General features: G+C 68.6%; 23 protein-coding genes, 1 tRNA gene and 1 pseudogene. 13 read left to right on the top strand and 12 right to left on the bottom strand.

Annotated features, from left to right (window positions below; all coding sequences use genetic code 11):
* Positions 1-207: a hypothetical protein gene (locus PV679_RS26750; RefSeq protein WP_319682959.1), complete on the top strand. Its 207-nt coding sequence runs from the start codon at positions 1-3 to the stop codon at positions 205-207.
* A 10-nt stretch (positions 208-217) separates the two neighbouring features.
* On the opposite strand, the gene mscL is transcribed toward PV679_RS26750, so the two are convergent.
* The 6 genes from mscL to PV679_RS26720 all read right to left on the bottom strand — a co-directional run bounded on the left by mscL (position 218) and on the right by PV679_RS26720 (position 6,314).
* Positions 218-703: a large conductance mechanosensitive channel protein MscL gene (mscL, locus tag PV679_RS26745; protein WP_319682958.1), complete on the bottom strand. Its 486-nt coding sequence runs from the start codon at positions 701-703 to the stop codon at positions 218-220.
* 168 nt (positions 704-871) lie between these two features.
* A complete protein-coding gene (locus tag PV679_RS26740; RefSeq protein ID WP_416069807.1) occupies positions 872-1,510 on the bottom strand; it encodes an RcpC/CpaB family pilus assembly protein in 639 nt (212 codons plus the stop codon).
* Between the two features lie 253 nt (positions 1,511-1,763).
* Entirely contained in the window at positions 1,764-2,597 is an 834-nt protein-coding gene (locus tag PV679_RS26735) for an S-methyl-5'-thioadenosine phosphorylase (protein ID WP_319682956.1), read from the bottom strand.
* A gap of 79 nt (positions 2,598-2,676) precedes the next feature.
* Positions 2,677-3,042: an FmdB family zinc ribbon protein gene (locus tag PV679_RS26730; protein WP_319682955.1), complete on the bottom strand. Its 366-nt coding sequence runs from the start codon at positions 3,040-3,042 to the stop codon at positions 2,677-2,679.
* A 66-nt stretch (positions 3,043-3,108) separates the two neighbouring features.
* Positions 3,109-4,368, bottom strand: a complete 1,260-nt coding sequence (locus PV679_RS26725) for an MFS transporter (RefSeq protein WP_319683004.1) — start codon at positions 4,366-4,368, stop codon at positions 3,109-3,111.
* 353 nt (positions 4,369-4,721) lie between these two features.
* Entirely contained in the window at positions 4,722-6,314 is a 1,593-nt protein-coding gene (locus PV679_RS26720; protein WP_319682954.1) for a potassium/proton antiporter, read from the bottom strand.
* 214 nt (positions 6,315-6,528) lie between these two features.
* Here PV679_RS26720 and PV679_RS26715 point away from each other — a divergent pair, with 214 nt between their 5' ends.
* The gene (locus PV679_RS26715) at positions 6,529-9,366 is read left to right on the top strand and encodes a penicillin acylase family protein (RefSeq protein WP_319682953.1); all 2,838 of its coding nucleotides are present in this window, start codon (positions 6,529-6,531) and stop codon (positions 9,364-9,366) included.
* Positions 9,367-9,469: 103 nt separating this feature from the next.
* On the opposite strand, the gene PV679_RS26710 is transcribed toward PV679_RS26715, so the two are convergent.
* Positions 9,470-10,081, bottom strand: coding sequence for a 5-formyltetrahydrofolate cyclo-ligase (locus tag PV679_RS26710; RefSeq protein ID WP_319682952.1), 612 nt, complete (start codon positions 10,079-10,081; stop codon positions 9,470-9,472).
* A gap of 105 nt (positions 10,082-10,186) precedes the next feature.
* On the opposite strand from PV679_RS26710, the gene galU reads away from it, so the two are divergent.
* The 7 genes from galU (at position 10,187) to PV679_RS26675 (ending at position 15,638) form a co-directional block, all read left to right on the top strand.
* On the top strand, positions 10,187-11,089 hold the full coding sequence (galU, locus tag PV679_RS26705; protein ID WP_319682951.1) for a UTP--glucose-1-phosphate uridylyltransferase GalU: 903 nt from the start codon (positions 10,187-10,189) through the stop codon (positions 11,087-11,089).
* A gap of 4 nt (positions 11,090-11,093) precedes the next feature.
* Entirely contained in the window at positions 11,094-12,428 is a 1,335-nt protein-coding gene (gene glp, locus PV679_RS26700) for a gephyrin-like molybdotransferase Glp (RefSeq protein ID WP_319682950.1), read from the top strand.
* A gap of 72 nt (positions 12,429-12,500) precedes the next feature.
* Positions 12,501-13,049, top strand: a complete 549-nt coding sequence (gene moaC, locus PV679_RS26695) for a cyclic pyranopterin monophosphate synthase MoaC (RefSeq protein WP_319682949.1) — start codon at positions 12,501-12,503, stop codon at positions 13,047-13,049.
* The gene (locus PV679_RS26690; RefSeq protein ID WP_319682948.1) at positions 13,046-13,573 is read left to right on the top strand and encodes a MogA/MoaB family molybdenum cofactor biosynthesis protein; all 528 of its coding nucleotides are present in this window, start codon (positions 13,046-13,048) and stop codon (positions 13,571-13,573) included. The genes moaC and PV679_RS26690 overlap by 4 nt, the downstream gene beginning before the upstream one ends.
* On the top strand, positions 13,570-14,190 hold the full coding sequence (locus PV679_RS26685) for a GNAT family protein (protein ID WP_319682947.1): 621 nt from the start codon (positions 13,570-13,572) through the stop codon (positions 14,188-14,190). Before PV679_RS26690 ends, PV679_RS26685 begins: the two co-directional genes overlap by 4 nt.
* Before the next feature lie 142 nt (positions 14,191-14,332).
* Positions 14,333-15,478 carry a gephyrin-like molybdotransferase receptor GlpR gene (gene glpR / locus PV679_RS26680; RefSeq protein ID WP_319682946.1) on the top strand — a complete coding sequence of 382 codons (1,146 nt, stop codon included), beginning with the start codon at positions 14,333-14,335 and terminating at the stop codon, positions 15,476-15,478.
* 86 nt (positions 15,479-15,564) lie between these two features.
* A tRNA-Ala gene (locus PV679_RS26675) sits at positions 15,565-15,638 on the top strand.
* On the opposite strand, the gene PV679_RS26670 is transcribed toward PV679_RS26675, so the two are convergent.
* From PV679_RS26670 to PV679_RS26660, 3 genes are all read right to left on the bottom strand, one after another.
* Positions 15,620-17,683, bottom strand: a complete 2,064-nt coding sequence (locus PV679_RS26670) for a hypothetical protein (protein WP_319682945.1) — start codon at positions 17,681-17,683, stop codon at positions 15,620-15,622. The genes PV679_RS26675 and PV679_RS26670 overlap by 19 nt on opposite strands.
* Positions 17,683-18,993: a hypothetical protein gene (locus tag PV679_RS26665; protein WP_319682944.1), complete on the bottom strand. Its 1,311-nt coding sequence runs from the start codon at positions 18,991-18,993 to the stop codon at positions 17,683-17,685. Before PV679_RS26665 ends, PV679_RS26670 begins: the two co-directional genes overlap by 1 nt.
* 215 nt (positions 18,994-19,208) lie before the next feature.
* Positions 19,209-19,793, bottom strand: a complete 585-nt coding sequence (locus tag PV679_RS26660; RefSeq protein ID WP_319682943.1) for a hypothetical protein — start codon at positions 19,791-19,793, stop codon at positions 19,209-19,211.
* A 267-nt stretch (positions 19,794-20,060) separates the two neighbouring features.
* Here PV679_RS26660 and PV679_RS26655 point away from each other — a divergent pair, with 267 nt between their 5' ends.
* A complete protein-coding gene (locus tag PV679_RS26655; RefSeq protein WP_319682942.1) occupies positions 20,061-20,387 on the top strand; it encodes a hypothetical protein in 327 nt (108 codons plus the stop codon).
* Positions 20,388-20,446: 59 nt separating this feature from the next.
* Entirely contained in the window at positions 20,447-20,947 is a 501-nt protein-coding gene (locus tag PV679_RS26650; RefSeq protein WP_319682941.1) for a hypothetical protein, read from the top strand.
* 26 nt (positions 20,948-20,973) lie between these two features.
* Here the strand turns inward: PV679_RS26650 and PV679_RS26645 are convergent, their stop codons facing one another.
* Positions 20,974-21,462, bottom strand: coding sequence for a DUF4265 domain-containing protein (locus PV679_RS26645; protein ID WP_319682940.1), 489 nt, complete (start codon positions 21,460-21,462; stop codon positions 20,974-20,976).
* A 34-nt stretch (positions 21,463-21,496) separates the two neighbouring features.
* Entirely contained in the window at positions 21,497-21,817 is a 321-nt protein-coding gene (locus PV679_RS26640; protein ID WP_319682939.1) for a hypothetical protein, read from the bottom strand.
* Positions 21,818-21,971: 154 nt separating this feature from the next.
* Here PV679_RS26640 and PV679_RS26635 point away from each other — a divergent pair, with 154 nt between their 5' ends.
* Both PV679_RS26635 and PV679_RS26630 read left to right on the top strand, forming a co-directional pair.
* Complete coding sequence (locus PV679_RS26635; protein WP_319682938.1) at positions 21,972-22,823, top strand: DUF4253 domain-containing protein; 852 nt, start codon at positions 21,972-21,974, stop codon at positions 22,821-22,823.
* A pseudogene (locus PV679_RS26630) lies at positions 22,814-23,041 on the top strand (hypothetical protein); the annotation flags it as partial. The gene PV679_RS26635 and the pseudogene PV679_RS26630, both read left to right, overlap by 10 nt.

The raw sequence follows: 23,041 nt of genomic DNA, 5'->3' as shown, positions 1-23,041 counted from the left end.
ATGAGCCCCGCCGCCACTCCCGATCCGCGAGCCACTGAGCAGTCCCGGCCGCCCCGTTTTAACCCGGCGTTGGTCTTCGACGATCCGCTGGACCAGCAGTCCTCGGACGATACGGACCGCGGCTGGGGAGAGCGGCCCGCCGCGAGCGGTGACAGCGCCGCCGACCTCGCGCGCTTCCTCGACGAGAAGCCGCCCCACCACCTCTGAGCCGGGACTTCTAAAACCTGTCCTGGTCCTTGCCTGGCACCGGGCCGCGCTGCGCCACCAGGAGGTCTCGGATCTCCTTGAGCACCTCCAGCTCGCTGACGTCCATGACCTCCTTGACGTCTTCCTTGGCGGCCTGCTGCCTGGCCCGCCTGGCGAGGAACCGGGACATCGGCAGCACCATCAGGAAGTACACGACAGCCGCCGTGATCACAAAGGTGAGGACCGCGCTCAGCACCGTCCCCCACATGATCGGGATGCCGTCCACGGCATCGCCCGCCGGGTTGGTCCTGCACGGGGATTCGAGACACGAGCTGTACTTGTTCAGATCCTGTGTGCCGAACGCGCCGACGACCGGGTTGATTATGCCCTTGACGACCGAGTTCACGACATTGGTGAACGCCGCGCCGATGACGACCGCGACCGCGAGGTCGATCACGTTGCCGCGCATCAGGAAGGCTTTGAAGCCCGCCAGCACGCTCTCTTTCTCCTTGCTCACGAGTGAGCCTTTCTTCACATGTGCGGTAGGGATGACTAACTGCCCCGCAACCTAAGGCAGCGCGTGCCCACGCTGTCCAATCCGCACACGCGATACCCGCACACGCGATACCCGCACACGCGATACGCCGGCTCGGCAGCTCGTCAGTACGGCCCACCGCGAGAGCGCTCAGCACAGCGTCACCGCCAGGCGGGAGGTGGCGCCCGCGCCGGCCAGTGCCGTGGCGGTGGCCCGTGGGACAGAGAGAACGACCAGTGCTCCGCCGTCCGACGTCGTCTCCCGCTCCTGCGGGATCTCGGCGACCCGGGCGCCCGCCGCCACCACCCGCGCCTCGGCCGGTCCTTCGGCCGCTCCGGGCAATCCCGGCGGAGCGGCCGGCGCCGCGATCACATCGACCTTGTCTCCCGGACGCAGCAGCCCGACCGTGGCCGCGTCGGCGATACGGACGGGCGCGGACACCATCTCCACCGGTTCCGCGGCGAGTTGTCGCTCGGGCAGCCCAGCGGCCACGGCCCCGGCGGCGGCCTCCGAGCGGGCGTCGGGGCCGGTCGCCGCACCGACCGCACCACCCGCCCCGGTCGCGGCCAGCGCGGCAGCCGACATGGCCAGCCCGGCCGCCATCGCCCGCCGCCGTCTGAGCACGGCCCGCCGCAGCCGCTGTCCGGAGCCGCGCACCCGCAGCGGATCGAACGGCGGCACACCGCGCGGCTCCGGAGCCGGTGTGCAGGCCGGAGGCGTACAGGAAGCCGCGCGAGAACGCGGCGAGGGAGAAGGACGAGACGCGTCGTGCGTGAAGGAACGGGACATGGCAACCACCGCCTGCCGTGAGGAGTTTCTGTGACCGCTCCTCACGATCCACGGTCCGCGACGATCCCGCCGAAGCCTGTGGACCAGTCCCCGGTTGTGGATAAATCCCTCACCCGCGCGAGTGGTTCCGGCACGGGCCCGGGTAACTTCCCGGCCCTCGGGCAGAGTTCACCCTGGCAGCGCTTACCCGGCCCGGTTCCCGTCGACGAGGGCGCGCCCGAAGGGTGTCAGAGCTCAGCGGCCGGCCCGGAGCTCAGGGCAGTTCGAGCCCGGTCTCGATCCCGTCGAGCGCGTGCGAGCACAGACAGTCCCGCGTCTCACTCGCCTGCAGGCCGCCCACCGCATCGAACAGCACCGTACGCAACCGGTCCACATTGGAGGCGAACACCTTGAGGACCTCTTCATGAGAGACCCCTTCACCCGTCTCGGCCCCGGCGTCCAGGTCCGTCACCAGCGTCATCGACGTGTAGCAGAGACCCAGTTCACGGGCGAGCACGGCCTCCGGATGCCCGGTCATCCCGACCACCGACCAGCCCATCGCCGCGTGCCACCGCGATTCCGCGCGCGTCGAGAAGCGCGGCCCCTCGATGACCACCAGCGTCCCGCCGTCCACCGGCTCCCAGTCGCGCCCACGCGCCGCCGCGAGCGTCGCCTTGCGCCCTTCGGGGCAGTACGGATCGGCCAGCGAGATGTGCACGACCTTGGAGGTACTTCCGTCCGGCAGCGGCACACCGTCGTAGAAGGTCTGGGTGCGCGCCTTCGTACGGTCCACGAGCTGGTCAGGTACGAGCAGCGTGCCCGGCCCGTACTCCGGCCGCAGCCCGCCCACCGCGCACGGCCCGAGGACCTGCTTCACACCGACCGACCGCAGCGCCCACAGGTTGGCGCGGTAGTTGATGCGGTGCGGCGCGAGGTTGTGGGAGCGTCCGTGCCGGGGCAGGAAAGCGACCCGCCGGCCGGCGATCTCACCGAGGAAGAGCGAGTCGCTGGGCGGTCCGTACGGTGTCTCCACCTGGAGCTCGGTCACATCCTCCAGGAAGGAGTAGAAGCCCGAGCCACCGATCACGCCGATTTCTGCGTTCACCATGCCGGTCACAGTAGTCGTACCGGTGTACGCCAAGGACCCCGGCCGTACGAAACGGCGGGGTCCTGGGACGTGGAAGGAATCAGGCGGCCGACGAGCCGCTGGAGCCGCTCGACGAGCCGGAGCCGGACGTGGAGCCCGACCCGCCCGAGGAAGACCCGGAGGCCGACGACGAGGTCGACGCGGCGGCCTTGGACTCCGACGACGACTTCGTGCCCGCCGAGGCCGAGCTCGAAGAGCTGGCCGAGGCCGGCGCGCTGCTGGACGACGAGCCACGGCTGTCGTTGCGGTAGAAGCCGGAGCCCTTGAAGACAATGCCGACCGCGGAGAACACCTTCTTCAGGCGTCCCTGGCAATTGGGGCACACGGTAAGGGCATCATCGGTGAACTTCTGCACCGCCTCAAGGCCCTCGCCACATTGGGTGCACTGGTACTGATAGGTCGGCACTTGCTCCTCCTGGCACTCTCACTCAATGAGTGCTAACGACGATCCATAGTGACGTATTCCGCGCGATCAGTCCACTGTCACCGGCACGCGGTGACTCATCCCACGCGCGGCGACACGTCCCGAGGCCCTCGGAGCCAGCCGTGAACGCAGTGCCACCACGGTGGCCAGCGCCAGCGCCGTGCCCACCAGCGGCACCACGAACCCGGCGCTCGCGCCGTACGAGTCCGCCAGCCGTCCGGCGACCGTGACCGCCGCCGCCTGACCGAGCGCGACCGCGCCGGTCAGCCAGGTGAAGGCCTCGGTGCGGGCCGAAGCGGGCACCAGCGACTCGACCAGCGTGTAGCCCGTGATCAGCGCCGGCGCGATGCAGAGGCCCACCAGCAGGCCCAGTCCGGCGAGCAGCGCTACGGAGTGCACCGCCCACAGCGCGGAGGCCGCCAGGGTCAGCCCCGCGTACCCGAGCAACAGTCTGCGCCGAGGGCCGGTCCTCCACGCCACGGCGCCGCACACGATCCCGGCGAGCATGTTGCCCGCCGCGAAGATCCCGTACAGCAGGCCGTTCACGCCGGGAGCGCCGATCTCGTCCGCGAACGCCGTCAGCGAGACCTGCATTCCGCCGAAGACCGAACCGATGCCCAGGAACGCCACGGCCAGTACCCGTACCCCGGGCACGGACAGCGCGGAGGTGCGCGGCTCGGCCGAAGCGCCCGCGCCACGCGCGCCCGGCTTTGGCTGGGTACGTCGCTGAGCCGCGAAGAGCAGTCCGCCGGCCAGCGTGAGAGCCGCCTCCGCGATCAGTCCGGCCGCCGGGTGGACGCCCGTGCAGAGCGCGGTCGCCAGCACCGGTCCTATGACGAAGGTGAACTCGTCCGTCACGGATTCGAAGGCGGCCGCGGTCGGCAGCAGCGGCGAAACCCCTCCGGAGCCCCCGGTTCCCGCTGTGCCGCCCAGCACGGCGGCCCAGCGCGACCGGACCATGGGCCCGATCTGCGGGACGGAGGCACCCGTCGGGACGGCCGCCGCGAACAGCGCCCAGAGTGGCGCTCCGGCCAGCGCCAGCGCGATCAGTGCCGCCACGGACACCGTGTGCAGCAGCACTCCCGGTACCAGTACCGCGCGCTGACCGAACCGGTCCGCGAGCCTGCCGCCCTGCGGCGCGAAGAAGGCCATGGACACACCGGTGACGGCGGCGACGGCTCCCGCGCTGCCGAACGAACCAGTGGTGTGCTGGACCAGCAGGACGATGCCGATCGTCAGCATCGCGAAGGGCTGCCGCGCGGCGAAGCCCGGCAGCAGAAACGTCCAGGCACCAGGTGTACGGAGCAGCCGCCCGTATCCCGGCCGGACCGCCGCGGCTTTCTCACCGGCCGAGGTCCTCGTGGCGGGCTCGGCGGTGTCGACCGTGTTGTCGGACACGGTCCTTGCCTTTCTGCCGCCTGGTAGCGACCCGGGATCCACGGGCGCGCCGAGAGCTGTCCTCTTGCGCGGAACTGCGGTGGATACCAGGGCCCATCACGGGGACGCCACGGCCGCCATACGGTCGCGCCAGCACTGCGTCAGGCAGAGTTGGTCAATCAAACGTGCCTTCATCCTACAGGCACGCGTCTGACGCTGCCTGAGAAAGGTCCGGTGACCGCCGCGTATGCCTGCGATTGCGCCAGGACGGCCGGATCAGCCGGTCACCCGGACCTCCCACCGAGGCCCGCGCCCGTACCCGCGCTCGCCTCGGTGTCCGTGCCCAGCCATCCCGCCAGCTTCCCGCCCTGTCCGACGGCCCTCAGCCGCCGCTCCGCCGCGTCCCGTACCGGATCCGTCGCCACCACCAGCAGCTCGTCGCCACGGCGCAGCACGGTCGACGGCAGCGGCACGAAGCTCTTTCCGTCCCGTACGACCAGGGTCACCGCGGACCCCGGAGGCAGCCGCAGCTCCGCCACCTCGACGCCGTGCATCTTCGACCGCTTGGGGATCGCGACGGAGAGGAGGTGTCCGCGCAGCCGCTCCAGCGGCGCCGATTCGATGCCCAGGTCGGCCGCGCCGGAGGCGTTGCCGAGCCGTAGCGCCCGCGCCAGCCATGGCAGCGTCGGTCCCTGCACCAGCGTGTACACGACGACCAGGACGAAGACGACATTGAAGATCCGGCGGCTGCCCTCGATGTAGGACACCATCGGAATGGTCGCCAGGATGATGGGCACCGCGCCGCGCAGCCCGGCCCAGGACATCAGCGCCTGCTCCTGCCACGGGATACGGAACGGCAGCAGGCTGATCAGGACCGAGAGTGGCCGCGCCACCATGGTCAGCACCAGGCCCACGATCACCGCCGGCCAGAAGTCGTCACCCAGCTCATGTGGTGTGACCAGCAGTCCGAGCAGGACGAACATGCCGATCTGCGCGATCCAGCCGAGGCCCTCCGCGAAGCCGCGGTTCGCCGGCGCGTGCGGGAGTCTGGAGTTGCCGAGGATCACCGCCGCGATATAGACGGCGAGGAAGCCGCTGCCGTGCGCCGTGGCGCCGAGCGCGTACGCCGAGACCGCGATGGCCATGACGGCGATCGGATACAGGCCGGAGGCGGGCAGAGCGACATGCCGCAGCGCGAAGGCGCCCACCCAGCCCACCGCGACTCCGATGCAGGCGCCGATCGCCAGCTCCAGGAAGATCTCGCCGATCAGTACGTACCAGTGCTCCACCGGGCCGTACACGGAGAGCGCGACCACGATGATCACCACGGGAGCGTCGTTGAAGCCGGACTCGGCCTCCAGCGCTCCCGTCACCCGGCTCGGCAGCGGCACCTTGCGCAGCACGGAGAAGACCGCGGCCGCGTCCGTCGAGGAGACGACCGCGCCCAGGATCAGCGCCTGCCGCCACTCCAGACCGATCAGATAGTGCGCGGCGGTAGCCGTCACACCCACGCTCACGCCGACGCCGGCGGTCGAGAGCGCGGCCGCGGCGGGAAGCGCCGGTTTGACCTCTTTCCACTTGGTGCCCAGGCCGCCCTCGGCCAGGATCACCACAAGCGCGGCATAGCCGATGACCTGCGTCAGCTCGGCGTTGTCGAACTTGACGTTGAAGAAGCCGTCCTGCCCTATGGCGACCCCGATCCCGAGGTACAGCAGCAGGCTGGGAAGGCCGCTCCGGGACGAGATCCGTACCGCGGCGACAGCGATCAGCAGCACGAGCGAACTGATGAGCAGGAGTTGGTTGAGCTGGTGGACAGTCAGCGGCCGATCCTTCCCCTCGCGCTTGCCGGATCGTTCCTCCGGCAGCCGGTACTTCATTACCTTACCTAATCTTTAACGCTTTCTTGACGCGTTCGATCGCTTGTACGAGCAGCGCTGTGATCTGCGTCGCGTTCCGATGTGATTTGCTGCGTGATTCCTTATGTGATCGCCCGACGAGTCGCACAACATGACACCGCGTCGGGGGCGCGGAACCGCTGCGCCTATGGTTGCTCCAGCATTCCAGGACCACCCTGCCCCTCGAAGGACAGCGATGCCCGCCAACACAGCCCCCCCTTCCGTCAAAAAGAAGGGACGACGCGCCCGTCTGATCTTGATCGTCCTGGTGCTGGCGCTTGTCGCGGGTGTCGGCTACGGCACGTACTGGGGCGTCAGCACGGTCCGTGCCTCTCTGCCCCAGACGACAGGGAAGATCCAGCTCAAGGGACTCTCGGGCCCCGTCGACGTCAGAAGGGACGGCTACGGCGTCCCGCAGATCTACGCGAACAGCAACCAGGACCTGTTCCGCGCCCAGGGCTACGTCCAGGCGCAGGACCGCTTCTGGGAGATGGACGTCCGGCGTCATATGACCGCCGGCCGGCTCTCCGAGATGTTCGGACAGAGCCAGGTCAAGACCGACGCCTTCCTGCGCACTCTCGGCTGGCGCCGGGTGGCGCAGGAGGAGTACGACTCCAAGCTCTCGCCGGACACCAAGAAGAACCTCCAGGCGTACGCGGACGGCGTCAACGCCTATCTCGAAGGCCGCGACGGCAAGGACATCTCCGTCGAGTACGCCGCGCTGAACCTCACGAACGACTACAAGCCCGCGAAGTGGACCCCCGTCGACTCGGTGGCCTGGCTCAAGGCGATGGCCTGGGACCTGCGCGGCAATATGCAGGACGAGATCGACCGCTCACTGCTCACGAGCCGGCTGAGCGAGAAGCAGATAGACGAGCTGTATCCGGCGTATCCGTTCGACCGGAACAAGCCCATCGTCGACGCGGGCGGGATCGATCCGATCACCGGGAAGTACGACCCGGAGGCCGAGCCCACCAGCGGTGACACGGGCGACGGGACGGGCACCGGCACCGGCATAGGGACCGGAGACGGCACAGGCACGGGCACCGGAACCGGCACGGGCACTGGTACCGGGATCGGTACGGCGGGTGGTACCGGTTCCGGCACCGGGAGCGTGGTTGACGCCACCGAAGGACTGAACTCCCAGCTCGACGCCCTTTCCGACACTCTTGATGACATTCCCGCGCTGCTCGGTCCGAGCGGCAACGGCATCGGCTCCAACTCCTGGGTCGTCTCCGGCGACAAAACGACCACCGGCAAGCCGCTGCTCGCCAATGACCCGCACCTGGCGCCTCAGCTTCCCTCGCTCTGGTACCAGATGGGCCTGCACTGCCGCAGCGTCTCGAAGACCTGTGAGTACGACACCGCCGGCTACACCTTCGCCGGTATGCCTGGCGTGATCATCGGCCACAACCAGGACATCGCCTGGGGCTTCACCAACCTCGGCGCCGATGTGACCGATCTCTATCTGGAGAAGGTCGACGGCGACTCGTACCAGTACGGCGACGACGAGGTGCGCTTCAAGACCCGCGAGGAGACCATCAAGGTCGCGGGCGGCAAGAGCAAGAAGATCACGATCCGCTCCACCGGCCACGGGCCCGTGGTCTCCGATCGCGACACCGAGCTGGAGAAGGTCGGCGACAAGGCGCCCGTCGGCGATGTCGCCCCGGACCGCGGCGAGGGCTACGCGGTCTCGCTGCAGTGGACCGCGCTGGAGCCGGGCAGGTCCATGGACGCGGTCTTCGAGCTGAACAAGGCCAAGGACTTCGCCGGTTTCCGCAAGGCCGCCGAGCACTTCGAGGTCCCGTCGCAGAACCTCATCTACGCCGACACCAAGGGCCACATCGGCTACCAGGCGCCGGGCAAGATCCCGATCCGTTCCGAGGGCTTCGACGGCCGGATGCCGGCCCCGGGCTGGGACAAGAAGTACGCGTGGAAGGGATACATCCCGTCCGACGAGCTGCCATACGAGTACGACCCCAAGCGCGGCTACATCGTCACCGCCAACCAGGCCGTCATCGACTCGGACAAGTATCCGTACACGCTGACCGAGGACTGGGGCTACGGCGCCCGCAGCCAGCGGATCAACGATCTGATCGAGTCGAAGACCAAGGACGGCGGCCGGATCTCGACCGACGACATGCAGACCATGCAGATGGACAACAGCAGCCAGATCGCCAAGGTGCTGATGCCCTATCTGCTCAAGATCGATGTCTCGGACCCGTCCGTCCGCGAGGCCCAGAAGCTGCTCGAAGGCTGGGACGGCACCCAGGAACCCGACTCGGCGGCGGCCGCCTACTTCAACGCGGTCTGGCGCAATGTCCTCAAGCTCGCCTTCGGCAACAAGCTGCCGAAGGAGGTGCGGGTCAAGGGCGAGTGCCTCAATGTCCGTCCCGCCGACAGCACCGGACCGCTCGACGATCTCGACCAGCTCGTACGGGAATGCGGCCAGCGCGACCCGGACGCGGCCCAGCCGGACGGCGGGGACCGCTGGTACGAGGTGGTGCGGAAGCTCGTCAAGGACGAGGACAACGCCTGGTGGAGCGCCCCGGCCAGCCGTAAGGACGCCGCCGCCAAGACGCGCGACGAGCTGCTGGAGCGGGCCATGCGGGACGCTCGCTGGGAGTTGACCGCCAAGCTCGGCAAGGACATCAACAGCTGGAACTGGGGCCGGCTGCACCAGCTCACCCTGAAGAACCAGACTCTTGGCACCGACGGTCCCGGCGTCCTGCGGTTCATGCTCAACCGCGGCCCGTGGGATCTCGGCGGCGGTGAGGCCGCGGTCGACGCGACGGGCTGGAACGCGGCGGGTGGCTACGACGTGATCTGGGTCCCGTCGATGCGGATGGTCGTCAACGTCGGTGACTGGGACAAATCCCGCTGGATCAATCTGACGGGCGCCTCGGGACACGCGTACAGCGCGCACTACACGGACCAGACGGACAAGTGGGCCAAGGGTGAACTGCTCGACTGGCCCTACAGCGTGAACGCCGTGGGACGCGCCACCGCCGACACGCTGACACTGACGCCGTAGGCCCACGCGTGCACGCTGTCAGCCCGAGGGCCCGTGCCGTGAACCGCGAGGCGGCCACCGCCGGACGGACAGCGAGCGCCGTGATCCACCGCGCCGAGCGGCGTCAGCGCCCGTGCTGACGCCGCTCGTCCGCGCCGCCGTCGAAGCGTCTGACGCCTTCCGGTGTCACCACCGCTTGTACGGGACGGTCGTGCGGCTCCTCCGGGACCCGCGCGACCAGCTCGTCGCCGTACAGCAGGACGGCCAGCGCGGGCTCGGCGCCGGCCCGCGCCAGCCGGCCGAGGACCCGGTCGTACGATCCGCCGCCCCGTCCCAGCCGCATCCCGCGACCGTCCACCGCGAGACCGGGCAGCAGCACGACCTCCGCCTCCAGCACGGCGTCGGAGCCGAGCCGCGTACCGTCCGGCTCCAGCAGTCCACGTGCCGCGCGGACCAGACGCTCCGCGCCCTCGTAGAGCGCCCAGTCGAGGTCGTTGTCCGGCAGCAGCACCGGCAGCAGCACGCGTACGCCCCGCGCACGCAGCGCGTCGAGCAGCTCGCGCGTACCCGGCTCGCGCCCCACCGAGACATAGGCGGCAACGGTACGGGCCCCGGCCAGCTCGGACAGATCCAGCGCGTGCCGCGCGAGAACCACCGCGGCTTTTCGCGCGTCTTCACTGGTCAGCAGGGTTCTCGCGGCGAGCAGTTCACTGCGCAGGCGGTGCTTTCCGGTCATCTCTTCACTCACCGGACATCACAAACCTCTCGTATGTGCTTGTAAGAGACGAAAGTTAACCGGATCATCATCTTCCGCCCATACTTACCGGATAAGGTGCTCCGCATGACTCAGTCGCCCTCCAGGATCACCAAGGCTGTCATCCCCGCCGCAGGCCTCGGCACCCGGTTCCTGCCCGCCACCAAGGCCACTCCGAAGGAGATGCTGCCGGTCGTGGACAAGCCGGCGATCCAGTACGTGGTCGAGGAGGCGGTGGCCGCCGGGCTCTCCGACGTCCTTATGGTCACCGGCCGGAACAAGCGCCCTCTTGAGGACCATTTCGACCGGAACTACGAGCTGGAGGAGGCGCTCACCCGCAAGGGAGACACCGAGCGCCTCGCGAAGGTCCAGGAGTCCAGCGACCTCGCCACCATGCACTATGTGCGCCAGGGCGACCCGAGAGGGCTCGGCCACGCCGTGCTCTGCGCCGCGCCGCACGTCGGCGACCAGCCGTTCGCCGTCCTGCTCGGTGACGACCTGATCGATCCCAGGGACCGGCTGCTGTCCCGCATGGTCGAGGTCCAGGAGCGTGAAGGCGGCAGCGTCGTCGCGCTGATGGAGGTCGACCCCGCGCAGATCCATCTCTACGGCTGCGCCGCCGTCGAGCCCACGGCCGACGCCGACGTGGTCAAGGTGCACGATCTGGTCGAGAAGCCCGACGCCGCCGACGCTCCGAGCAACTACGCGATCATCGGCCGCTATGTGCTGGATCCCGCCGTCTTCGGGATACTGCGCCAGACCGAGCCGGGCCGCGGCGGTGAGATCCAGCTCACCGACGCCCTTCAGCAGCTCTCCGCGGACGAGAAGGTCGGCGGACCGGTCCACGGCGTCGTTTTCAAGGGCCGTCGCTATGACACAGGCGACCGCGGCGACTATCTCCGTGCCATTGTCAGACTCGCATGCGAACGTGAAGACCTGGGCCCGGACTTCCGGACCTGGCTCCGCAGTTACGTCAGCGAGGAGATGTAGCGCCTTGAGCAGTACGGCAGAACCGGCACCGGCCTTCCGTCACGAGCCGCTCTGGTCGGTGGACGAACACCTGGCGGACATCCTCGCCGCCGTCCACCCTCTCGACCCGATCGAGCTGCAACTGCCCGACGCGCAGGGCTGCGTCCTCGTCGAGGACGTCACGGTGCCGGTGGCTCTGCCGCCGTTCGACAACAGCTCCATGGACGGGTACGCGGTCCGTACGGCGGATCTCGCGGGCGCCACCGAGGAGTTTCCCGCCGTGCTGACCGTCGTCGGCGATGTCGCGGCGGGCAGCGGTTCGCTGCCCGACGTCGGCCCCGGGCAGGCCGCCCGGATCATGACCGGCGCTCCGCTGCCGCCCGGTGCCGAGGCCGTCGTCCCTGTCGAATGGACCGACGGCGGTGCGGGCGGCGGCGCGGCCACCACCATGCGCCCGGCCGGCAAGGGCTCCGGCGGAGCGCGTGGCGAGGTCCGGGTGTACCGCCCGGTCGAGGCCCGTGACCATGTCCGCTCGCGCGGCAGCGACGTCCAGGCCGGTGATCTCGCGCTGGCGGCCGGTACGGTCCTCGGCCCGCCGCAGATCGGTCTGCTGGCCGCCATCGGCCGTGGCACAGTGCGGGTGCGTCCTCGGCCGCGCGTGGTGGTCCTCTCCACCGGCAGCGAACTGGTCCAGCCGGGAGAGCGGCTCGGCGAGGGCCAGATCTACGACTCCAACAGCTTCGCGCTCACCGCGGCGGCCCGGGACGCGGGCGCCATCGCCTACCGGGTCGGTGCCGTCACCGACGACGCGGACACGCTGCGCGCGACCATCGAGGACCAGCTCATCCGCGCGGACATGGTCGTCACCACGGGTGGTGTGAGCGTCGGGGCGTACGACGTCGTCAAGGAGGCGCTCTCCTCCGTGGGCGACGAGGACGAGGCGGGCAGCGGTATCGACTTCCGCAAGCTCGCGATGCAGCCCGGGAAGCCACAGGGCTTCGGCTCGATCGGCCCGGAGCACACCCCGCTGCTGGCGCTTCCCGGCAATCCGGTCTCGTCCTATGTCTCGTTCGAGCTGTTCGTCCGCCCGGCGATCCGTGCGCTGATGGGTCTCAAGGACGTCCACCGACCGACCGTCCGCGCCACGCTGGCGGCCGACAAACCGCTGTCGTCCCCGGCCGGCCGCCGCCAGTTCCTGCGCGGTACGTATGACGCCGAGACCGGCACCGTCACCCCGGTCGGCGGCTCCGGATCCCATCTCGTCGCCGCCCTCGCCCAGGCCGACGCGCTGATCATCATCCCCGAGGAGTCGACGTCGGCCGAGCCGGGCACGGAACTCGACGTGGTCCTGATCGGCTGAGCACCGGCCGGTGGCGGTACCGTGTCTGCGCACACAGGCCCTGCCGGGCCCAAATCGGGAGCGCCACAGCCAATGACTGTGTTTTCCCGGGGGGAGACCCCCGGACACCATCAACAGGGCAACCTGACACATATCGACGAGTCGGGCGCGGCCCGCATGGTCGACGTCTCGGCGAAAGAGGTCACCGCGCGCACCGCCCGCGCCAGTGGCCGGGTGCTGGTCTCGCCGCGCGTCGTCGAACTGCTCAGAGGCGGCGGAATGCCCAAGGGAGACGCCCTCGCCACCGCCCGTATCGCGGGCATCATGGGCGCCAAGCGGACGCCGGACCTGATTCCGCTCTGTCATCCTCTCGCCGTCTCGGGCGTCACCCTCGATCTCTCGGTCACGGACGACGCCGTGGAGATCCTCGCGACCGTGAAGACCACGGACCGTACGGGCGTCGAGATGGAAGCCCTGACCGCCGTCTCGGTCGCCGCGCTCACCGTCGTCGACATGGTGAAGGCGGTCGACAAGGGCGCGGTCATCACGGACGTACGGGTCGAGGAGAAGACCGGCGGCGCGTCCGGCCACTGGGAGCGGCCTCCGGCGGAGTCGCGCGCGGGAGACGGAGACGCGGTATGAACGCGGCCGCGAGCGGGAGTCCCGGAAGTGAGCCGGGACCGTACCGCGCCCTGGTCGTCACCGCGTCCAACCGCGCCGCCGCCGGTGTCTACGCCGACAGCGGCGGCCCGATCCTCGCCGAGGGTCTCGGCGCGCTCGGCTTCTCGGTCGAAGGACCGCGTGTCGTCCCCGACGGAGATCCGGTCGAGCAGGCCCTGCGCGAGGGAGTCGCCGCCGCGTACGACGTCATCCTGACCACCGGCGGCACCGGCATCTCACCGACGGACCGCACTCCGGAAGCCACCCGGCGCCTGCTCGACTACGAGATCCCGGGCATCGCGGAGGCGATCCGCGCCGCCGGCACCGCCAAGGTCCCCACCGCCGCGCTCTCGCGGGGCCTGGCGGGTGTGTCGGGACGGACCCTGATCGTGAACCTGCCGGGCTCGGCCGGCGGTGTACGCGACGGTCTCGCCGTGCTCGGCCGGCTGCTCGTCCACGCCGTGGACCAGATCCATGGCGGCGATCACTCGCGTACCTCCGGATGAACCCCGCCTGGCCGGTGATCCTGGTGGACGGAGATGTCACGCTCCGCCCCATAAGACTGCGCGACCAGCGTGTCTGGCGTGAGGTGAACCGGCGCAACCGCGACTGGCTGCGGCCCTGGGAGGCGACCATTCCGCCGGCGGCCCCGGGCGGTCCGGTCGCTCAGCGTCCCACCTACCGCCAGATGGTCCGCCATCTGCGCGCCGAGGCCAACGCGGGCCGGATACTGCCCTTCGTCATCGAGTACCAGGGCCGGCTCGTCGGCCAGCTCACGGTCGCCGGGATCACCTGGGGCTCGATGTGCTCGGGACATGTCGGCTACTGGGTGGACCGGGAGGTCGCGGGCCGAGGTGTCATGCCCACCGCGGTCGCGCTGGCCGTCGACCACTGCTTCCGTGCGGTCGGACTGCACCGTGTCGAGATCTGTATTCGTCCCGAGAACGGGCCAAGCCGCAGGGTCGTCGAGAAACTCGGATTTCGCGAGGAGGGACTGCGGCCCCGTTATCTCCACATCGACGGTGCGTGGCGCGACCATCTCGTCTTCGCGCTCACGGCCGACGAGGTGCCCGAGGGACTGGTCCGCCGCTGGCGCCAGGCGCGTCCCGGACAGCGAAAATAAAATAAGTGTTCGATATTGATCAGGATATGGCCACCAGTTGATCTGAACAGTCACAAAAAAAGTCCGTGATATCAGCCGGATCGTGCGACACACCGGCTCAATTGGCGGATGCCTTCGCGTGAACACCTCTACGGTGTGAACCGTGAGCAGCAGCGGCCTCATCTACGCAGTCATCGTCGGGGCCTGGGCCGCCTACTTGGTGCCGATGTGGCTCCGCAGGCAGGACGAGCTCAATGAGGCACGTCCGACGGAACGCTTCAGCACCGCCATCCGGCTGCTGTCCGGAAGGGCGGCCATGGAGCGCCGTTACGCCAAGGAGCTTCAGGGAAGAGCCGCCGAGGAGGCCGGGCCCGACGCCGAACCGGGCGTGCGCACGGAGTCGATGAGCTCCGTCGACGTCCGGGCCTTCGCGGCGCGTCCGGCCCTTACCGAAGCCCGGATGGACGTCCGCGCGGACGTCCCGGAGCCGGCCGGACCAGGAACGGCCAGACCCGCGCAATCCCGTTCGGTGCCCCGTCCGGCAGATGCCCGGCCCGCGTCCGAGCGGCGTGCGCGTCCCTCGGCGGCGGCGCGCGCCGCGTCGAGCGCCGCGGCCGAACGCGCCCGGCGCGCGCAGCGCTCGCAGGTCCTCGCGCGCCGACGGCGTACGACCGTGGTCCTCTTTCTCGCCTTCACGCTCGGCGCGGTGGTCGCGGCGGTCGGCGGCCTCGGCTTCCTCTGGGCCCCGGCTGTCCCGGCCGTCCTGCTCAGCGCGTACATCGTGCATCTGCGCGGCCAGGAGCGGCGCCGCTTCGCCTTCACCATGGACCGGCGCAGGGCCGAGGCAGCCGCGCAGCGCCTCCGCGAGAACCGCCCGCGCCGCCACCAGCCGTCGACGGCGGCGGCCGGGACACCGGACGAGGAGCCCGAAACCAGCCCGGAGCCGGAGCCGGCTCCCACGGTCTCTCCGCAGGAGGCGGGCCGCCGCGCGCTCGTGGAGCAGACCGACCACGCGGAGTGGGTCGACCAGCAGCGCGACCGCGGCCCGGCGTCCGGCGACAGCTGGGACCCGGTCCCGGTGCCGCTTCCGACGTATGTCACCGCGCCGGTCGCACCCCGTGCCACCAGCGGTGTCGACGTCAGCGACCCGGAGACCTGGAGCGCGGCCCGCTCCTCGGCGGCCGAGCCGGCCGCCGAAGCACCGCCGCAGCAGCGGACGCCTCCGCCCCGCCGCGGCCGTGACCGGGGCAAGACCCCGCTCTTCGACCAGTACGACGAGGGCGACCGCCCGCGCGCGGCCAACGAGTGAGCGACCAGGCCAAAGCTCGCCCGTGACCAGCCGCTAACGGATTTCCGAGCACGGCGGCGAGGGTGCTAAAGTTTCACTCGTTGCAAGGGCCTGTGGCGCAGACTGGTAGCGCACCTCGTTCGCATCGAGGGGGTCAGGGGTTCAAATCCCCTCAGGTCCACAACACGACTGTTCTTGAGTTAGCTCAGGAGCGTTGACGAGATCCCGTCCGATCGCAAGATCGGGCGGGATCTTCGTCATTTCAGGGGTCGTTCGATGGCTGTTCGGGGTGGTGGATGGCGGCGTATCGGGTCTGGCCGGTTGCTGGGCAGACGCTTGGGCCTTGCCAGGACATGCGAACCGGCCCCGGTCGCCCGGGGCTGGTGATGGTGCTGTGTGGCTGTGACGTTGCCCGATCAGAGGTTGGCTGGCGGATGCCGCCCCATGTCGATTGGTGCGGGGACGGAAGACAGGTCGCAACCTGGGGCAGCCGCAATGGACTCGAAGTCGGTGTCGAAGAGCCGGTTGCCGGTGCGCTCGTAGAGCCAGGTTTCCAGGATGTCCAGGTTCCCGATGGTCACCATGATCGCGATGAGGATCGTCTGGGCCACCTGGCCGGGGACTCGACGGTGCATCGGGTTGCCGATGTCCATGTCGGCGCCCTTGAGGCGGCCGTTGAGGCCCTCGTTGTGAGAGCGGATCGGCTTGTAGACGCTCCCAGGTGGGGCTGAGGTAGTGGCTGTCCTGCCGGAACTTGGCATTCTTCAGGTCTCCGGCCGCGTCGGCGGGGACGCTGATCGCGGAGGCCCCGCAGACGGCGGGCAGCGCCTCCTTGCCGGGAGGGTCCGCCCACTCTCTGTCAGGGAGCTGGATGGTCGGGCGAGCCGAGGCGTGGCTGGTGCGGGAGCGGAGATCCGCCAGTTTGATCACGGGCTGAGGCGGGCCCGAGGCGGTCGGTCGAGCAGGGCGGAGGCGTTCTCGGCGTGGACAGTTCACCGAAGGAGACGGCCCGGCCGCCGGGCATTGCAGGCTCACGGTTCCACGGGCATCGGCGTTCTGCTTGAGCTTGAGGAAGTAGGGCAGCCGCTCGGCGACCACCGGCTTCAGGTCGTCGAGCCGTCGGCGGAAGGTCTTGTCGTCCATGCCATGAGTGGCCTGAGCCAGGGCGTTAGGGATGTGTGGGCAGGCGAGGGAGCCGTCGATCAGTACGGCTCCTTGCCAGCTGCCCTGGATACCACGGTCGGCCGCCTTGTAGTCCAGAGCGAGGCGGTAGCCGAGTCGGCGTACGGGGATCTGGAAGTTCTCCGGTGCGCATCCGGTGTAGGCGCGGTCGGCCGCGCAGGTCCCGGTCGGCAGTCCCAGTTCGCTGAGCTGGGTGAGTGCGGTGATGGCGTTGGGGCCGGTGCGGACTGTGGGGGTATCCATGATCAGGCCGACGCACATCTGCGGGTAGGCCGTCGTCCTGCCGGGCGCATCGTGGGGGCGGTGGGTGTGTGCGGCGACGACGAAGCTCGCGCTGTAGCCGAAGGTACCCGTGTCGGATCCGCCGCTGTAGTGCCAGCCTGCTGTGATCTCGACCGAGGCGGTGCCGGTTCGTTCGCTGTCGGGGTGGGCCAGGACCGGGATCGCAGTCGCGTCCACGCCCACGTCACCGCGCCAGCCCCGCAGGTAGCCGCGTTGCTGGGCGAGTCGGACCGGGGTGAGGACCAGCTGGTTGGCCAGCTTCTGCAAACGCAGTGCGGCGTTTTGGCCGGACGGGACGGCCCAGGCGTCCGCGTAGGCATCCGCAGTGCTTTGCGGAAGGCGGGAGCGGCGGTCACAGCGGGCCGGATCCAGCACGGTGGTGATCCGGTCCCAGCCCCGGTAGAGGCGTCGGCTCGCCGCGATGCGTTCCCGCGCGGTGCCGGGCGGCTTTTCGGGGATGCCCAGCCAGCCGCGAGCCCTCGGCTCCAGACGGAAGTGCAGGATCCGCCAGGCGTCGGCAACCGTGGCCCGGCCGGTGAAGTAGGAGGCCAGCAGCAGCCCGGCGAGCACCGTGCGCGGGCGCACCCCGGCAGGTCCGGGCCGCCCCCGCAGCAGCTCTTCCACCTGCTGGGGGACACCGGAGCGGTCCAGCAGGGCCAGGAGTTGGCCGACTTTGGAGTCCGCGATCAGAGTCTGTTTCCCGGGGCGGATCCGGGGCCGCAGGGCCCGTGCGGCTTCTTCGTCCCGGGCCGGGCGGGCCATCACCGGCGGGGTCCGCGCAGGAGCCGGATCACCTCCTCGCGCGGTAGTGGGGGAACCCAGCGGTGGTAGGGGGCCAGTCCGGCCGGAGAGGCCATCCCGGCCGCGGAGGCGACCGCAGCCGGGCTGACCCCGTCCGACAGCAGCCGCACGATCCATGTCGACCGCAGCCGACGAGCGGACAACGGGGGCAGGCCGGCGTGCGGCCGGTGCCGGCTGGGCCAGGAGGAGACAAGATTCTTTGCCGCGGCCACCTTCCGGCCCGGCCGGAACAGGTAGCCGGCTCCAGCCGCCTGGGCGAGGTCCGCGAGTACCGTTTCCCGGCCGGCCTGGCACGCCACGAGCCGCCCCAGCATGTCGTGGTCAAGCACCGCGACACCGCCGGAGGTGACGCGGACGTGGTGGCCGCGCACGCGGACCACCTCGCCGGGCAGCAGGCCGCAGCCGGCGCCGAGCGCCATCAACGCGAGTCCGTCCAGCCTGGCCCGGCCCGGAAGATGCCCCGCCCAGGCCCGCAATCTCGACACATCGCCTTCCGCGTAAGGGGGTTGAGGACTGCGGGGCGAAGACATCCGTGCGGGAGGGGCCTCACCGCGCTGGACCCACACCAGCGCCTCACGCACACGCCGCAGCCACGACCGGTAGGTCTGCACGGTCGAACCGCACACGTCCCCGGCACCGGACAGCACGAACGCATCGATGCTCTCGGTGCGCAGCCACACGCCGGGATCCCTCGGCATGCCACAGCCCTCTGCCCACATCGCGAGCCGCCCCACCACGTGCAGCAGATGGCCTGCCTCGTAACAGGTAGCGGGGGCGGCAGCGGCGACGGTTGCTCTGACCTGGTCGGCGACCGGCGCCCACCGCTGGTGCGGCCGGCGGGGACGGTACTCGCGGATCGTGCGGGAGACCTCAGGGCTCAGTGTCACAGACCAACAAAACCGGCTGGACAAGCAGCCGGTGAAGGTATCGAAGCCGATCTTCACGGAAAGGAGTGCATCGACATGGTCGGAGGTTTGTCCTGTAAAAGGCCGCCGCGTGACCTTGCCCGCGATCCTCAGTCCTGGCCCCAAGCTGTCGTCGATGATGCCGCGGCCGGTGTCGTCCAGGCCATCGCCCGGGCCCTCGCCGACGCCCTGGACACCCAGGGGCGAAGTCTGCGGCAGGTGGCCGCCGGCTCCGAGGTCAACCGGCAGGCCATCGCCGACCTCATCGCCGGCCGATGCTGGCCCGACATCGCGACCATCGCTCGCCTGGAGAACTTCCTTGCGGTGCAGCTGTATCCGCACCGGGATGGGAACCGCGTCATGCATCGAAACCGGCCTTCCCGCTCCCCAGGACAGGCCGTCCCGGGAACGACGAAATAGGCCACGCACCCCCCGAGACGAGCTGGATTGCTCTAGCCTCAGGGGTGCGTGAGCCACTACGAGGGTCCACGTCACAGGTTCCGCCGAGGGTCCAAGCTCAACGGAACCCGTCCCCTTCTCCCCGCAACGGGAGGAGGGGACAGCTCACATCCGGCGCGTCGTCAGGCGGCCTCCCTCAATGTCTCCTGAGCCCGCACGGCAGTGAACACACCGACCGGATTCTCAACAGCCCGGCCGTTCTTCACCAGCCGTTTACAGGTCCGTCGAGTGGTCTCGATCGGAGCCCGACCCGCTTTGCCCTTCGTCGGCCGGCCCAACGCCTCGGTGATGTCCCGGGCAACCAGAGGCCGCCCAGCTGTCACCAGGATCTGCTCAACCGCCTGCATCAGCTCCCCCGACCCGGACTTCGACGTGTCCTGCGGAGTCTGCTCTTGCGCGGCCGGGGTATCGGAAGGACTCGGGTCACCCGTCGACTCGTCGGCACTGGCCCCGGGATTCTTTACTCGGTCCTCCGAAGCCTCGTCTGCGGCCGTCGGCTCGGGGTTATCCGCAAGGATCCCGGCGAGAGCCTCGGCCAACTGATCACGCGTGCTGGAGAACCGCACCACATCCGTCCTGATTGTGGCGAGTTCGGCCTCCAGGTCAGCCTGCCGCCCGATCAGAGCATCGGCCTTGGCCGAATAGAACTCGACAGCTGTCTGCAAGCCGGGAGCCGCAGCCGCTTCGTCCAACGCTTTGGTGCCCATCCAGCCCTCCCGTGACCATCCCGTGCAACAAGGCAACGGCAGTCATCGTTGGGAATGCCAGTCGTTCCAGGCAGCTAAATCGCCAACCATGACTGGCAGTTGGGAGCCATGTGAGCTCCAGTCCGTCGACTGGCGTGTCTGACCTGGCATTTTGCGTGCCAGTCGTAATTCTGAACTCTGTTAATGATTACGGCAGATCACGAGGTCTCTCCCGCTCGCGGCAGCGAAGGCGCCGGAGAGGCAACCCCGCCATGTCATGATCAGTGCATGAGTGAGTACGCCTGGCCTGGGAAGGACTACGAAAACCGAGCAGCCACGGCGCGCGGAGCGTGGACCGAGACCATCCGCACTCTTCCCCTCGGCACCAAGATCACTGGCGAGGTCGTCGGCCGACAGCGCTTTGGTGTCTTCCTCTCCATCGACGGCTGGCCCGACGCTGTCGGCCTCGCTGAGATCATCGCTATGCCCAGATGCCTCGACCTGCCCGTGATGGGCGAACGTGTCTCCGGCGAAGTGGTCTCACACGCCGAGCACAACCATCAGGTGAAGATCAGACTTGCCGAGTGGGCCGAGCACGAAGACGCTCCACGTTGAGGCTGTCCTCAAGGGAATCGGGGGTGCGACGGTCTGTAACTCCGCCACATACTTGCGAGATGACATCATTTTATGGTCGATTCCGGGATCCCCGCAGCACCGCTTACGACTTCATTGACTCGATCTTCGTGAAATGTCCGAACTGCGCGAACGTCGCACACGTTGTGCCAGCGCCCCAGGTGTCTGATGGCGAAAGGCCGACGCTGTTCACGCTGCGGCGTCTGGTCTGCCGTAGTTGCGGTCTGTCGCGGAAGTCGAGTGGTGGTCACGTCGCGTTTGCCCGTGGGACCAACCACCCCGCGATAGATCCGTATTTCGGCGTGGCGTTGTGGCTGCAGCTTGAGACCCGGCACGGGTGGCTCTGGGCGTACAACCTGGAACATCTCGACTTGATCCGGCGGTTCGTCCGAGCCACTCTGCGCGAACGAGCACCTTGGTACGACACTGGTCAGAAGATGACTTTGGTGGCCCGACTGCCGTTGTGGATCAAGCAGGCGAGAAACCGAGACGAGGTTCTGCGGACCATCAACCGAATCAGCGCGACGTTGGTCCATGCCTGAGACAGGTCCTGCGCAAAGAATGAAGATCATCTGGACTGCAGTGCTGTCCAGGCATCTCCTACACACCCCTCGTCGAAGTCCCACCAGCCCTCGTCCGATCCCCGCCAGAGCAACTCTTGGACAGTCGCCAGATCGACATCTCCCGGCACGTTCAAAGCGACCAGCCCGAACTGCGCAAGGCCCTCTCCCGTGACCCCGACTGGTGCGAACAGCTCTATCACCGGACTTAGTTCGCCCTCGAACCGTCCATCTCTAAACGGAATCACGCGGATCGGGCAATTTCCAGACCACTTGACCTTTTCGACCGCCCTCAATTGACCGTCAACGTCCTCATTGACCCGGACTATGTCACCACAAGCGACATTGGTGACAAACCACGGGGTGTTGTCAATCCGGACCGCATCCCCGTCCAGTCGGACAGCCCACAGACCTTCGGTGCTGACCGGCGGCCACCCGTCTTCGTCTTGATCGAGGGGGAACAGTACCTTCACGTGCTCACCTGTCACATCAGTCATGCCACCAGCATCCCCTGACGCGCTCGCGCTGCTACTACGAGTGGTCGAATGGTTCGTCACTCCATCGAAACCAGGCCCGGTCGTTCTGAACATGCAACAGGAACTCCGCGACCGGACCTGACGGGGCAACAAGGGAAAGGCGCCGGGCGATCCGGGCGTACGACTCGTCGAATCTCTCGTAGTCCTCCGCCTCCGCCAGCGCGAGAGATTCTTCGAACCAAGGCTTGACCTTGGCAAACGCTGGCCGCGGGATCAGATGTCCTCGCAGCCAGGGCAGGTCAGCCTCCGTAACCACGATCTCGCCGAGAGGCTCCCCGCCCCGTACCAAACGCCAGATCTGGCCCTCAAAACCCATCTCGCCCGACTCCCGACCTGGTTGCACCCGAACTCAGCATTGCATCTTCCTCCGACAATGCATGGGAAACGATCACCCCCGGCACCCATCGCCAATATCCCCAGCCCGTTGCCTGCCCACGGGCGACGTCAGTGGCGTGCCCTAGCCTCCCCGTGTGATCTCCCAACCGCTGCCACGCGATCTGCACCTACTGTTCCGTGGGAAGGATCCCGACCAGTACAGCATCACGACGCCCTTGCCAACCGGGCGGACAGTCCTGTCCGATGAAGGCGACGGTGAGATCCACACCCTGTGGCTCAGCGACCAGCCCGCCACGGCCGATCTGTTTTCTTCCCTGCGCGCCGAGCACCCGCAGTCCGGGCTTTGGCCCCTGTTGCTCGACGCTCACGACCGCCAGGACCCCGAATATCGGCCCTGGGGCACTGGCGAACTCTTCCCCGAGGGACTGACCTCGCCTGACGCCCACCAGCCAGCTGCCCAGCTCTCCCGCTGGTGGCACGACTACACCTGTATCGATGATGACGACGACAACCTCCGTCCCGACGAACGGCTCGCTGTCACGGCTCCCTTCGGCGAGCGCTGGCCAGGTCTCGCCCCGGCCGGACACCCACGCTGCGACCCCGACCAGCTCGCCGACGAGTACGCAGAAGCCCTTCTCGCACGTCGCCCCTGGCTTCGCCTTGGTCTGATCGCCGCCTCATCCGGGGCCACAGCATTGACCGCCGCTGGTTGGCAAGGGCCCGTCAACTACGACAGTGACACGGCCATTTTCTCCGCCATCCTGAGTGACTGGGAACGCCGCTTCGGCGCCCGCATGGTCTGCGCCGGCTTCGACACGCTCTCCCTGAGCGTGGCCGCTGCGCCCGCGGACCGCGACACTGCCCTGGTCATAGCTGCCGAGCACTTCGCCTTCTGTCCCGACAACATCTGGCAGGCAACCGGAAGCCTCACCGCATACGCCGACCAACTCATTGATGCTCACGAGTGGGAGTTCTGGTGGGATTGATCAATGCCCATACGGAAGGTTCCGTGATGCCGAGCGAAATGCGCCTGTCGTGGCTGCTCACCGGCAGCGGCTGGGCTGACTGCATCGTCGCCGACCACCAGCGCGAAGCCCATCTCACCGTGAAGCTTCCCCTTGATCGTGGACACCTGGAGACTGGGATCAGAGTGGTTCCAGAGGAAGCAGTGACCAGGTGGCAAGCAAGTACACGAAGCGGTACT

It is taken from the genome of Streptomyces sp. AK02-01A (assembly GCF_033795305.1).
Taxonomy (GTDB): Bacteria; Actinomycetota; Actinomycetes; order Streptomycetales; family Streptomycetaceae; genus Streptomyces.
The sequence above is the reverse complement of the archived record's forward strand: the minus strand, read 5'-3'. Positions and strand labels throughout refer to the sequence as shown.

Bases quoted from the DNA above. Each gene is read 5' to 3' on its own strand.
- PV679_RS26660 (WP_319682943.1), bottom strand. From the start codon at position 19,793: ATGGGCACCAAAGCGTTGGACGAAGCGGCTGCGGCTCCCGGCTTGCAG.
- PV679_RS26750 (WP_319682959.1), top strand. From the start codon at position 1: ATGAGCCCCGCCGCCACTCCCGATCCGCGAGCCACTGAGCAGTCCCGG.
- PV679_RS26735 (WP_319682956.1), bottom strand. From the start codon at position 2,597: ATGGTGAACGCAGAAATCGGCGTGATCGGTGGCTCGGGCTTCTACTCC.
- PV679_RS26645 (WP_319682940.1), bottom strand. From the start codon at position 21,462: ATGACTGATGTGACAGGTGAGCACGTGAAGGTACTGTTCCCCCTCGAT.
- PV679_RS26640 (WP_319682939.1), bottom strand. From the start codon at position 21,817: ATGGGTTTTGAGGGCCAGATCTGGCGTTTGGTACGGGGCGGGGAGCCT.
- PV679_RS26650 (WP_319682941.1), top strand. From the start codon at position 20,447: ATGACATCATTTTATGGTCGATTCCGGGATCCCCGCAGCACCGCTTAC.
- PV679_RS26665 (WP_319682944.1), bottom strand. From the start codon at position 18,993: ATGCATGACGCGGTTCCCATCCCGGTGCGGATACAGCTGCACCGCAAG.
- PV679_RS26740 (WP_416069807.1), bottom strand. From the start codon at position 1,510: ATGTCCCGTTCCTTCACGCACGACGCGTCTCGTCCTTCTCCCTCGCCG.
- PV679_RS26710 (WP_319682952.1), bottom strand. From the start codon at position 10,081: ATGACCGGAAAGCACCGCCTGCGCAGTGAACTGCTCGCCGCGAGAACC.
- PV679_RS26690 (WP_319682948.1), top strand. From the start codon at position 13,046: ATGAACGCGGCCGCGAGCGGGAGTCCCGGAAGTGAGCCGGGACCGTAC.
- PV679_RS26715 (WP_319682953.1), top strand. From the start codon at position 6,529: ATGCCCGCCAACACAGCCCCCCCTTCCGTCAAAAAGAAGGGACGACGC.
- PV679_RS26685 (WP_319682947.1), top strand. From the start codon at position 13,570: ATGAACCCCGCCTGGCCGGTGATCCTGGTGGACGGAGATGTCACGCTC.
- PV679_RS26720 (WP_319682954.1), bottom strand. From the start codon at position 6,314: ATGAAGTACCGGCTGCCGGAGGAACGATCCGGCAAGCGCGAGGGGAAG.
- galU (WP_319682951.1), top strand. From the start codon at position 10,187: ATGACTCAGTCGCCCTCCAGGATCACCAAGGCTGTCATCCCCGCCGCA.
- PV679_RS26670 (WP_319682945.1), bottom strand. From the start codon at position 17,683: ATGGCCCGCCCGGCCCGGGACGAAGAAGCCGCACGGGCCCTGCGGCCC.
- PV679_RS26655 (WP_319682942.1), top strand. From the start codon at position 20,061: ATGAGTGAGTACGCCTGGCCTGGGAAGGACTACGAAAACCGAGCAGCC.
- moaC (WP_319682949.1), top strand. From the start codon at position 12,501: ATGACTGTGTTTTCCCGGGGGGAGACCCCCGGACACCATCAACAGGGC.